Source organism: Mycobacterium sp. SMC-2 (assembly GCF_025263485.1).
Taxonomy (GTDB): domain Bacteria; phylum Actinomycetota; class Actinomycetes; order Mycobacteriales; family Mycobacteriaceae; genus Mycobacterium.
In genome coordinates this window covers 2,972,145-2,984,048 of sequence record NZ_CP079863.1, presented here as the reverse complement: position 1 = coordinate 2,984,048, position 11,904 = coordinate 2,972,145, and the positions used below count along the sequence as shown (strand labels likewise).

Annotated in this window: 9 protein-coding genes and 1 pseudogene; 2 read left to right on the top strand and 8 right to left on the bottom strand. The window is 67.3% G+C overall.

Annotation, left to right across the window (positions count from 1 at the left end; translation table 11 throughout):
• Positions 1-5 precede the first annotated feature (5 nt).
• Together inhA and fabG1 are read right to left on the bottom strand one after the other, a co-directional pair.
• Complete coding sequence (gene inhA / locus KXD96_RS14280; protein WP_260745159.1) at positions 6-815, bottom strand: NADH-dependent enoyl-ACP reductase InhA; 810 nt, start codon at positions 813-815, stop codon at positions 6-8.
• A gap of 34 nt (positions 816-849) precedes the next feature.
• Positions 850-1,617 (bottom strand): 3-oxoacyl-ACP reductase FabG1, encoded by a 768-nt coding sequence (gene fabG1 / locus KXD96_RS14275; RefSeq protein WP_260745158.1) that lies wholly within the window; start codon positions 1,615-1,617, stop codon positions 850-852.
• Positions 1,618-1,758: 141 nt separating this feature from the next.
• Between fabG1 and KXD96_RS14270 the strand changes: the two genes are divergently transcribed.
• The gene (locus KXD96_RS14270; RefSeq protein WP_260745157.1) at positions 1,759-2,598 is read left to right on the top strand and encodes a DUF559 domain-containing protein; all 840 of its coding nucleotides are present in this window, start codon (positions 1,759-1,761) and stop codon (positions 2,596-2,598) included.
• Positions 2,599-2,677: 79 nt separating this feature from the next.
• On the opposite strand, the gene KXD96_RS14265 is transcribed toward KXD96_RS14270, so the two are convergent.
• The 6 genes and pseudogenes from KXD96_RS14265 to KXD96_RS14240 all read right to left on the bottom strand — a co-directional run bounded on the left by KXD96_RS14265 (position 2,678) and on the right by KXD96_RS14240 (position 8,893).
• Positions 2,678-3,685, bottom strand: coding sequence for a VWA domain-containing protein (locus tag KXD96_RS14265; protein WP_260745156.1), 1,008 nt, complete (start codon positions 3,683-3,685; stop codon positions 2,678-2,680).
• On the bottom strand, positions 3,682-4,593 hold the full coding sequence (locus tag KXD96_RS14260; protein WP_260745376.1) for a DUF58 domain-containing protein: 912 nt from the start codon (positions 4,591-4,593) through the stop codon (positions 3,682-3,684). The genes KXD96_RS14265 and KXD96_RS14260 overlap by 4 nt, the downstream gene beginning before the upstream one ends.
• Positions 4,594-4,646: 53 nt before the next feature.
• A complete protein-coding gene (locus KXD96_RS14255) occupies positions 4,647-5,780 on the bottom strand; it encodes a MoxR family ATPase (protein ID WP_260745155.1) in 1,134 nt (377 codons plus the stop codon).
• A 152-nt stretch (positions 5,781-5,932) separates the two neighbouring features.
• Positions 5,933-6,670 carry an NlpC/P60 family peptidoglycan endopeptidase RipB gene (gene ripB / locus KXD96_RS14250; protein WP_260745154.1) on the bottom strand — a complete coding sequence of 246 codons (738 nt, stop codon included), beginning with the start codon at positions 6,668-6,670 and terminating at the stop codon, positions 5,933-5,935.
• A gap of 10 nt (positions 6,671-6,680) precedes the next feature.
• Positions 6,681-8,112 (bottom strand): annotated as a pseudogene (gene ripA / locus KXD96_RS14245) (NlpC/P60 family peptidoglycan endopeptidase RipA).
• Positions 8,113-8,350: 238 nt separating this feature from the next.
• Positions 8,351-8,893 (bottom strand): DUF6676 family protein, encoded by a 543-nt coding sequence (locus tag KXD96_RS14240; RefSeq protein WP_260745153.1) that lies wholly within the window; start codon positions 8,891-8,893, stop codon positions 8,351-8,353.
• A 188-nt stretch (positions 8,894-9,081) separates the two neighbouring features.
• On the opposite strand from KXD96_RS14240, the gene KXD96_RS14235 reads away from it, so the two are divergent.
• The gene (locus KXD96_RS14235; protein WP_260745152.1) at positions 9,082-11,898 is read left to right on the top strand and encodes an aconitate hydratase; all 2,817 of its coding nucleotides are present in this window, start codon (positions 9,082-9,084) and stop codon (positions 11,896-11,898) included.
• Positions 11,899-11,904 lie beyond the last annotated feature (6 nt).

The window sequence follows — 11,904 nt, the reverse complement described above, 5'->3', positions numbered from 1 at the left end:
GTGGGCTAAAGCAACTGCGTGCTGGCGCCACCATCGGCGAAGATGATGGTGCCGGTGGTGGCCGGCAGCCAGTCGGAAAGCAGGGCGCACACGGTCTTGGCGACGGGCGTCGGGTCCTTCATATTCCAGCCGATCGGCGCCCGCTGGTCCCAACCCTCTTCCAGCAGTTGCATCTGCGCGCCGGCCTCCTCGCCGAGGGCACCACCCACGATCGCCGACATTGCCAGCGTCCGAATAGGCCCCGCCGCAACGAGATTCGACCGCACCCCGAACTTGCCGGCCTCGCGGGCGACGAACCGGTTGACCGATTCGAGCGCGCTCTTGGCCACCGTCATCCAGTTGTAGGCCGGCATGGCCCGGCTGGGGTCGAAGTCCATGCCGACGATGGACCCGCCGGGATTCATGATCGGCAGCAACGCCTTGGCCAGCGAGGCATACGAATACGCGGAGATGTGGATGCCCTTGGAGACATCCTCGTACGGCGCGTCGAAGAACGGGTTGATGCCCATCCCGGTCTGCGGCATGAAGCCGATCGAGTGCACCACGCCGTCGAGCTTGTTGCCCTCACCGATCTCGGCCGTCACTCGCTCGGCGAGGGTATCCAGATGCTTCTCGTTCTGCACATCGAGTTCGATCAGCGGGGCCTTCTCAGGGAGCCGGTCGGCGATGCGCTGGATCAGCCGCAACCGGTCGAACCCGGTCAGCACCAGCTGCGCCCCGGCTTCCTGGGCGACCTTGGCGATGTGAAACGCGATCGACGAGTCGGTGATGATCCCGGAGACGAGAATCCGTTTGCCGTCGAGCAGTCCTGCCATGTCCGTCCTTAATGTCCTTGTGTCGTGGTTGAACTCAATGGCCCATGCCCATGCCGCCGTCGACCGGGATGACCGCACCGGCGATGTAGCTCGCATCCTCGGACGCCAGGAAGCTGACCGCCCCGGCGACCTCCTCGGCGGTACCGACCCGCTTGGCCGGGATGAATTCCAGTGCGCCCGCCTGTATCCGCTCGTCCAGCGCGCGGGTCATCTCGGTGTCGATGTAGCCGGGGGCGACCACGTTGGCGGTCACCCCGGCCTTCGACAACTCGCGGGAGATCGAGCGGGCCATGCCGATCAGGCCGGCCTTGGCGGCCGCGTAGTTGGCCTGGTTGCCGATGCCCCACATGCCGGACACCGACCCGATGAAGATGATGCGGCCGAACCGCTTGCGCTGCATGCTGCGCGACGCCCGCTGCGCCACCCGGAACGCCCCGGTCAGGTTCGCGTCGATGACTTCCTCGAAGCGCTCCTCGGTCATCCGGATCAGGAAGGCGTCTTTGGAGATGCCGGCGTTGGATACCAGCACCTCGACCGGGCCCTGGTGCTCCTCGACCTCTTTGAACGCGCGGTCGACGGCCTCGTTGTCGGTGACGTCACACACGACGCCGAACAGCCCCTCGGGCGCCCCGGATCCGCGGTGCGTGACCGCCACCTTGTGGCCGTCGGCAGCCAGCCGCTGCGCGATCGCCAGACCGATGCCCCGGTTTCCGCCCGTCACCAGGACCGAGCGGGATACGAATGCGGGTTTGCCGCCGTGGGCAGCACTTTCGGTGGTGTTCTCAGTGGCCGTGTCAGTCACCCCGACAACCTATCGCCTCAGGTTGGCACCGCTGCAATCGCCTCGTCGCGAGCGTAATCAGGCTGCGATTTCCGGACCGGGTTTTCGCAGTGCGGTTACGCTCGCGAGGCTTTGTCGGTGTGGCTCAGCACACTTTCGGCCATGGCGGACCCGTTCCTGGGCAGTGAAGCCCTCGCTGCCGGCTTATTGACCCCCTATGAGCTGCGCAGTCGGTATGTAGCGCTGCACAAGGACGTGTACGTGCCGAGAGACGCCGAGCTGACGGCGGTGTTGCGGGCGAAGGCGGCGTGGCTGCGGTCGCGGCGGCGCGGCATCCTGGCCGGCTTCTCCGCCTCGGCGATGCACGGCTCAAAGTGGATTGATGCGACATTGGCCGCGGCGGTCATCGACACCAACCGCAGCCCCAGCACCGGAGTCGAGGTGTGGGAGGAGCGAATCGAAGCCGACGAGATTGCCGTCGTCGAGGGCATGCGTATCACCACGCCGGCGCGAACTTCGCTCGATTTGGCCAGGCGTTGCCGGCTGGGTGTCGCAGTCGCAGCCATCGACGCACTCGCACAGGCGACGGATTTGAAGATGGCCGACGTCGAGCTACTAGTGGACCGGTACCGGGGACGGCGGGGCATGAAGCGCGCTCGCGCCGCCCTCGAACTCGTCGACGGTGGGGCACAATCGCCCAAGGAGACTTGGCTGCGCCTCTTGCTGATCGAGGCGGGATTTCCACGGCCGCAGACGCAGATCGCCGTACGCAACGAATGGAATTGGATCGAGGCCTACCTGGACATGGGGTGGGAGGACATCAAGCTCGCGGTCGAATACGACGGAGACCAGCACCGGTCCAGCCGCTACCAGTACGTGAAGGACATCCGGCGACTCGAAAGGCTGCAGCGGCTGGGATGGATTGTGGTCCGGGTGGTAGCGGAGGACCATCCCCTCGACGTGATTCGTCGGGTGGGTCAGGCGCGCGCTTCGCGAGCGTAACCACACCGCGAAATCGAGGGCCCAAAATCGCAGCCTGACTACGCTCGCGGGCCAAGGGGAGAGCGGGCCAAGGGGAGAGCTACGTCGGCAGGCGGCGGTTGATGAGCAGCGCCGCCAGCGCCGCCAGCGCCAGCACCACAGCGCCGAGCCGCAGCCAGCCCACGCTGGCGTCGCCCTTGATGGTCTCGTAGCCGATCTGCTGCTGCAGCGTCGCGTACACGGCTTTGAGCTCCTGCAAGGAAGCGGCGTTGTACCAATTCCCGCCGGAAAGCTCGGCGACCTTCTTCATCGTGGAGTCGTCGACGGGCACCGGCTGGCGCTGGTCGTTGATCTCGACGAAGCCGTACGGGGTGCCGAACGAGATCGTCGAGATCGGCACGCCCTGGTCCTTGGCGGTGCGCGCGGCGGTGAAGGCGCCCTTCGGGTTGTCCGGGTTGGTCGGCATCGTCTCCTTGCCGTCGGAGAACAACACGATGCGCGCGGGCGGCGGCGTATCGCCGCCCCCGATCACCGCGCCGACCGTGGCGATGGCCTGCAACGCGGTGAATATGCCTTCCCCGGTGGCGGTGCGGTCGGCGAACTGCAGCTTGTCCAGTGCGTTCTTGGTCGCGTCGCGGTTGGTGGTCGGCTGGACCAGCACCGTCGCGGTCCCCGCGTAGGCGATCAGCCCGAGGTTGATGCCAGGGGTCAGCTCATCGGCGAACGACTTGGCCGCCTCCTGCGCCGCCGCCATCCGGTTGGGCTGCACGTCGGTGGCACGCATCGACTGCGACACGTCGATCACCAGCATCACCACCGCGCGGTTGCGGGGAATGCGGACGTCGTTGGTGGGCCCCGCCATCGCGATGGTGAACAGCACCAGCGACGCGACGAGCAGGATGGCCGGCACATGCCGCCACCTCGGCGGGCCCTTGGGGGCGACGCTTTCCAGCAGCTCCATGTTGGCGAACCGCAGCATGCGCCGCTGCCGCGCCACCTGCATGACGATGTAGAGCGCGGCCAGCCCGAAGACGACGAGCAGGAACAGAAAGAACCACGAATGTGCGAAGCCCGACAACGACATCGGGCCGAGGAGCGGCAATGTCACTGCCGCCCCGCCATTGCACCGCGCCGGCGGGACTCGACGAAACGCACGATGTCGGCGATCCAATCGCGGTCGGTGCGCAAGGTCAGGATCGGCGCCCCGCAGCTGCGGACCGTGCGCGCCACCTCGGCGCGGTGCGCCGCGGCCGCCTTGGCGAAATCGTCGCGCAACTGGGCGTCGATGGTGAATTCGCGGGTGACCCCGGACTCGGCGTCCTGCAACACGACGTCGCCGATGTCGGGCAGTTCGACGTCCCGGGGGTCGAGCACCTCGACGGCCAGCACCTCGTGCCGGGCCGCGATCGCCCGCAGCGGTCGCATCCAGTTGATCGGACCCAGGAAGTCGCTGATGATCACCGCCATGCCGCGGCGGCGTTCCGGCCGGCGCAGCGCGTCGATGGCCGTCGCCAGGTCGCCGCGCACGCCGACCGGCGCCCGGGGGGTGGTGGCGATGGTGCGGAGCAGCGTCTGCTCGTGTTGCCGCCCGGAGCGCGCCGGGACCCGGATCGTCGTCTGGCCGTTGGAGATCAGCGCGCCGAGCCGGTTGCCGCCGCCGCTGTTGAGGAACGTGATCGCGGCCGCGGCCGCCACCGCCAGGTCCCGCTTCTCACACACCGTGGTGCCGAAGTCCAGGCTGGCCGACATGTCGACCACCAGCCAGGTTTCCAGCTCGCGGTCGGCGATCATCTGCCGGACGTGGGGGTGCGTGGTGCGCGCGGTGACGGCCCAGTCCATCCGCCGGACGTCGTCGCCGGGCTGGTACTCGCGCGACTCCCCCGGCTCGGAGCCCGGTCCCGGGATCAGGCCGAGATGGTCGCCGTGCAGGACACCGTCGAGCTTGCGCTTGACCGTCAGCTCGAGTTGCCGCAGCGCCGCGGCCAGCTTCGGGTCGACGATCTGCCCGCGCTGCATCGAGGGCGGATGTGCGATAGCCGCGGGCTTGCCCCCGGCGGATCCAGCGTTGGTCACCGACCGCTAGCCGCGCCGGCGGCCTGCATCACCGGGGGCACCGACTGCCCTTGCTGCGGAACGGCATTGACCTGAGGCAGGGCCACCGTCTGCAGGACCCGGTTGATGACGATCTCCGGCGAGATCTCGTCGGCGAGCGCGTCGTAGGTGAGCACCAGGCGGTGCCGCAGCACGTCGGGGATGACGTCCACGACGTCCTGCGGGATCACGTAGTCGCGGCCGCGCACCAGCGCCAGCGACCGGGACGCGGCGATGATGCCCAGCGAGGCGCGCGGGGATGCACCGAACGAGATCCAGGTCTTGACGTCGTTCATGCCGAGTTGCTCGGGATAGCGGGTGGCGGTCACGACGCGCACCACGTAGTCGACCAGCGCGTGGTGGACGAAGTTGTTGGCCGCGATGTCCTGCAGCCGCAGCAGGTCGCCGGTGTTCATGATCTGCTTGGGCTCCGGCGGCCGCACACCCATCCGGTAGATGATCTCCCGCTCCTCCTCGGGGCTTGGATAGCCGACGTTGATCTTGAACAGGAAGCGGTCGCGCTGGGCCTCGGGCAGCGGGTACACGCCCTCGTGCTCGATCGGGTTCTGCGTCGCCATCACCAGGAACGGGTCGGGCAGCGGGAAGGTCTTGCCGCCGATCGACACGTGGCGTTCCTGCATGACCTCCAGCAGCGCCGACTGCACCTTCGCCGGGGCGCGGTTGATCTCGTCGGCAAGCAGGAAGTTCACCACCACCGGGCCGAGCTCGGTGTCGAACTCTTCGCGGCCCTGCCGGTAGATGCGGGTACCGATGATGTCGGTGGGCACCAGGTCGGGCGTGAACTGGATGCGGGCGAACGTGCCGCCCACCACCTTGGCGAAGGTCTCGACGGCCAGCGTCTTCGCGACGCCGGGGACACCCTCGAGCAAGACATGGCCCTTGGACAGCAGGCCGACCAGCATCCGCTCGACGAGCTGGTCCTGGCCGACGATGATCCGCTTGACCTCGAAGATGGCCCGCTCGAGGGTGTGGACCTCGGCGGCCAGGCCATTACCGCCGCCGGACGGCGCTTCATGGGCCGGCGAGCCGGCGGGACCACCCGGGCCCGAGTAACCACTGGCGCCCGGAGGCGGCCCACCTGCTGCTGTCATCAATAACCCTCCACAGCTCATTCGGACACGACTGCTTGAACCACCACTGCCGTGGGGCCGCGACGTGCCCGCGTCCAACTATTCCAGGCCCGCCGGATTCCGTCGACGCTGGCGGCCGGCGCCTGGGATCTATCCGGGCGCCCAAACCTGGATCAGTACTCGATGATCCTAGTCAGGAACGGCGTCATGCCGGGCTTGCGAACCGGGCTGACGGTGACTTTGCCGGCCAGGCTGGACGCCTCGAGCATCTGGCCGTTGCCCAGATACATCGTCACGTGCTGGCCGCCGTTCGGGCCGTAGAAGATGAGGTCGCCGCGCCTGGCCTGGTCGGGCGGAATGTGCCGACCGGCGTTGTACTGGTCGCCGGAGAATCGCGGGATCAGCACCCCCACCCCGGCGAACCCGTAGCGCATCAAGCCCGAGCAGTCGAAGCCGGTGATGTTGGCGCCGTCGCCGACGCCCTTGCTCGGACCGTCCAGCGAGCCGCCGCCCCACGAGTAGGGAACGCCCATCTGCGACCCCATCCGCTTGATCACGTACTCGATCGCCTGCCGGCCGTAGACGCGCGGGATCTTGCCGCCGGGGTTGGTGGGGGTGGCCGCGGTGGGCGCGGGATCTCCCAGGATGTTGATTCCGAGGCCGCCGAGGAATTGCCTGCCCAGGTCCATCGTCGTTTGGGTGGCCTGCGCGGTGGCCTGCAGCGAGGCGTTGGCGACCGCAAGCGGGTCTCCGGGGGCGCCGGCGCTGATCATCGCCGGCAGGGTCGGATCCCACGCGCCGGGGTCGGCCGTGGCGGGGGCGGGCCCGGAAACGGCCACCGACAACATCAGCCCGGTCACCACGGTCGTGATCCAGGCGAAGTTGATCAGACGAATCCGCTTGTGGCGCATGGCTCCTCGTTCAGTACTCGATGTAGCGGACCACATAGGGCGTCATGCCGCTGGTACGCACCGGCGCGACACGGACCTTCAAACCGACGTCGGGCGCCTCGAGCATCTGGCCGTTGCCGAGGTAGATCGTCACGTGCTGGCTGCCGCCCGGGCCGTAGAAGATGACGTCGCCGCGGCGCATCTGTGAGGACGGAATCTTGCGGCCGAGGTTGTACTGCGAGCCCGAGTAGTGCGGCAGCTTGATGCCCACCCCGGCGAACGAATACAGGACCAGTCCCGAACAGTCGAAGCCGACCGTGCCCGCGCCGGAGTCGATTCCCTTGCTGGGGCCGGCCGCGTTGCCGCCGCCCCACGAGTACGGCACGCCGATCTGCGACATGCCCCGACGGATCACGTACTCGCTGGCCTGCCGCCCGTAGACCCGCGGGATCCGCCCTGCCGTCGCGCCGGGGGACGCATTGGTGATGCCGGTGTCGTCGGGCTTGAGGATGCCGAGCTGCTGCAAAAAGTTGCGGCCCAGGTTGGCGGTGACCTGCGTCGAGGTGGCCGAGATGCCCAACACCTGGTTGATGACCGCGATCGGGTCACCGGGGACGTTGGCGCTGGGGATCATCGGCAGCGTGGGGTCCCAGACGCCGTCCCATCGGCGCGCCCCGGCCTGCGGTGCCGGCGCGTCCGGCGAGCCGGTCTCCCACCGGTCGCCCGACGACCCGGCCCCGCCCCGGCTCGTCGCCCATTGCCGTTTGGCCGCTTCGAGTTTGGCCTGGGCTTCGTCGCGTTCGGCGGCCAGGCGAATGACCTGTTCGCGTTGTTCATCGAACTTGCGCTTGGAGTCGGTCAGCGCCGCCACCGCGGCGTCCTGGCTGGCCTTGGCGTCCGCGGCGGCCTTGTCGGCTTTGCTGCTTGGCCAGCCGCGCCACCGATTCCTTGTTCACCTGTTCGGTGCGTGCCCGCCGCAGCTTGGCCATCACGGTTTGGGAGCTCGCGGACAGGGTCTTGGCAGCGGCCTCGGTGGCGATGATGTCGTCGGGGCTACGCGCGGTCAGGTAACCGCTCGACGGGCCATTCATATAGGTGGCCGCCGCGAACGTGTCGAACCGCCGCTGCGCCGCGGCGATCGCGGCGTTGGCGTCTTGGACCGCCTGCTGGCTGGTCTCCAGGTCGTGTTGGGCCGCGGCGGCGGCGTCGCGGGAGGCTTCGACGTCGACCAGGGCCTTGTTGACGCTCTCCTGTTGCGTCTGGATTTCGGCGCTCAAATTCTCCAGGCGTTGGTTGGCCTTGGCGACGTTGGCGATCAGGCCGGCCAAGCTGTCGGCCGCCGGGTCGCCGTGTGCCAGCCCCGGCGTACAAAGCAGCAGGGCCACGCTGAGGAGGGACGGCACGACCGGGCGCACCAGTCTCGCGACCGGCTGCGCAACCGAGCCCCGGCGTGTGCGTCTCATTCGACTCAGGTCTCCTACGGCTCAACGCGACGGGCGGCGCCGGCCACAGAATTCATTAAGGGCGCCAAAGACATCACCAGCATCATTTGCACCGTACGTCACACTATTGGGCGTGCAAACGCTCCGCCGAAATCGCACTCTCTACGTGCGTTTAATGTGACCGAACGGTGACCTAGCGGTTTGCCGCGAAGGCGACCGGCTATCGCCGGACGACTCCGGCTCGGGCCGACAGAAGTGGTTAAGCGGTATTGGTGGGCGTCACCATGTCGGCTCCGGACGAGTCCGGCCGCGTTGCTGACCGCCGCGCGCGCACCTGCAAAAGCCGGGTGCCGGCGGCGGCCGCGAGCACCGCGATCAGCAAGAAGATGGTGAGCCCCGTCCAGGGGAATTCGGAGCCCTCCAGCTCGCCGACGAAGTGCTGTGCGGAGACGACGGGGTTACCGGTCTTGGCGATGTCCTCGCCGGCCTCCAGCGTGACCCGCGGAAACTGCGTGCTGTAGCTCCCGACGTAGTTCGGGCTCAGCGTCAGGACGGTCGCGTCGTGGTAGTCGGCGCCGACCACGGTGGAGATGTCGCGCAGCGGGGTGTCGTTCGGGGGGTTGTGATCGAGCAGCACGATCTTGAGGTTGATGCCGTGCGCGTGCGCCTGGTTGACCACGTCGAGCAGCCCGGGCATCGCCGCGGGCGGCGCGCTGACGCCGTCGGCGGCGACCTGCGCCTTGATCGCGGCCATGTCGACGTCTTGCGGGATGTAGACGGGTAGGACCGGGTGCAAGGTCATGGTGTCCCTCCTGCCGTAGCGCTACAGGCACCGTACGCGACTTGATTCCCGGGGGTTTAAACCGCCGAGATACGCGATAAGACTGAAACCATGGGCGCCCCGCTTAATGCAGGACAAGCGTACTGTTAAAGTAGCACCGCATCGCCGACACGGCCCGTCGGTGGAAGAACTTAATCCCGGGAGTTGAAGTGACTAAAGAAGATTCCGTGAACTCGTTCGGCGCACGCGACACCCTCAAGGTCGGCGACAAGAGTTATCAGATCTATCGTCTCGACGCCGTACCCAACACCGAGCAACTCCCCTACAGCCTCAAAGTCCTCGCCGAGAACCTGCTGCGCAACGAGGACGGCAGCAACATCACCAAAGACCACATCGAGGCCATCGCGAACTGGAATCCCAAGGCGGAGCCGAGCATTGAGATCCAGTACACGCCCGCCCGCGTCGTGATGCAGGACTTCACCGGCGTGCCGTGCATCGTGGACCTGGCCACCATGCGCGAGGCCATCGGTGATCTCGGCGGCAAACCGGAAAAAGTGAACCCGCTGGCGCCGGCCGACCTGGTGATCGACCACTCGGTCATCGCCGACCTGTTCGGCACCGCCGACGCCTTCGAGCGCAACGTGGAGATCGAGTACCAGCGCAACGGGGAGCGCTACCAGTTCTTGCGATGGGGGCAGGGCGCATTCCGCGACTTCAAGGTGGTGCCGCCGGGCACCGGCATCGTGCACCAGGTCAATATCGAGTACCTCGCCAGCGTCGTGATGGAACGCGACGGGGTGGCCTACCCCGACACCTGCGTGGGCACCGACTCGCACACCACGATGGTCAACGGGCTGGGCGTCCTGGGCTGGGGCGTCGGCGGCATCGAGGCCGAGGCCGCGATGCTCGGTCAGCCGGTGTCGATGCTGATCCCGCGGGTCGTCGGGTTCAAGCTGACCGGTGAGATCCAGCCGGGTGTCACCGCCACCGACGTGGTGCTGACGGTCACCGAGATGCTGCGCAAGCACGGCGTGGTCGGCAAGTTCGTCGAGTTCTACGGCGAGGGCGTGGCCGAGGTGCCGCTGGCCAACCGCGCCACCCTGGGCAACATGAGCCCCGAATTCGGTTCCACCGCAGCGATTTTCCCGATCGACGAGGAGACCATCTCCTACCTGCGGTTCACCGGCCGCTCGGAGCAGCAGCTGGCGCTGGTCGAGGCGTACGCCAAAGAGCAGGGCATGTGGCACGACCCCAAGCACGAGCCGGCCTTCTCCGAATACCTCGAACTCGACCTGTCCGACGTGGTGCCGTCGATCGCCGGACCGAAGCGCCCGCAGGACCGAATTCCGTTGTCGGAAGCCAAGTCCACGTTCCGTGCGCAGATCGGCGACTACGTCGGCGACGACCCGGACAAGACGGAGTACTCCAAGCTCGACGAGGCGGTCGACGAGACGTTCCCCGCGAGCGACCCGGGGGCGTTGACCAACGGTCACGCAGACGACCACAAACCGGTGGAGTCGGCCGCCAGGCACGCCAAGGGCCGGGTGAGCAACCCGGTGACGGTGAAGTCCGACGAGCGGGGCGAGTTCGTCCTCGACCACGGCGCGGTGGTGATCGCGGCCGTCACGTCGTGCACCAACACCTCCAACCCCGAGGTGATGCTGGGTGCGGCGCTGTTGGCGCGCAACGCAGTCGAGAAGGGGCTGGCGTCCAAGCCGTGGGTGAAGACCTCCATGGCTCCGGGCTCGCAGGTGGTCAGCGACTACTACGACAAGGCCGGCCTGTGGCCGTATCTGCAGAAGCTCGGCTTCTACCTCGTCGGCTACGGCTGCACCACGTGCATCGGCAACTCCGGCCCCCTGCCCGACGAGATCTCCAAGGCGATCAACGACAACGACCTGTCGGTGGCGGCCGTACTCTCGGGCAACCGGAACTTCGAGGGCCGCATCAACCCCGACGTGAAGATGAACTACCTCGCGTCACCGCCGCTGGTGGTCGCCTACGCGTTGGCGGGGACCATGGACTTCGACTTCGAAAACCAGCCGCTGGGCAAGGATAAAGACGGCAACGACGTCTTCCTGAAGGACATCTGGCCGTCGCAGAAGGACGTCTCCGACACCATCGCCTCGGCGATCAGCCAGGAGATGTTCACCAAGAACTACGCCGACGTGTTCAAGGGTGACGAGCGGTGGCGCAACCTGCCCACCCCAAGCGGCAATACCTTTGAGTGGGACCAGGATTCGACCTACGTGCGCAAGCCGCCCTACTTCGAGGGCATGTCGGCCGACCCGGAGCCGGTCAAAGACATCACCGGCGCGCGGGTGCTGGCGCTGCTGGGGGATTCGGTGACCACCGACCACATCTCCCCCGCCGGCGCCATCAAGCCGGGCACCCCGGCCGCGCAATACCTCGACGAGCACGGCGTCGAGCGCAAGGACTACAACTCCTTCGGCTCCCGGCGCGGCAACCACGAGGTGATGATTCGCGGCACCTTCGCCAACATCCGGCTGCGCAACCAGTTGCTCGACGATGTCGCCGGCGGCTACACCCGCGACTTCACCCAGGACGGCGCTCCGCAGGCGTTCATCTACGACGCGGCGCAAAACTATGCGGCGCAGAACATTCCACTGGTGGTGCTGGGTGGCAAAGAATATGGGTCCGGCTCCTCGCGCGACTGGGCGGCCAAGGGCACGCTGCTGCTCGGCGTGCGGGCGGTGATCGCCGAGTCGTTCGAACGCATCCACCGCTCCAACCTGATCGGCATGGGCGTGATCCCGCTGCAGTTCCCCGAGGGCAAGTCCGCTACGGAGTTGGGGCTGGACGGCACCGAAGTGTTCGACATCACCGGCATCGAGGCGCTTAACGACGGCAAGACGCCAAAGACCGTGCACGTCAAGGCCACCAAGGACGGTGGGAATCCGGTCGAATTCGACGCCGTGGTGCGCATCGACACGCCCGGGGAGGCCGACTACTACCGCAACGGCGGCATCCTGCAGTACGTGCTGCGCAACATGCTGAAGTCGTAACCCGCA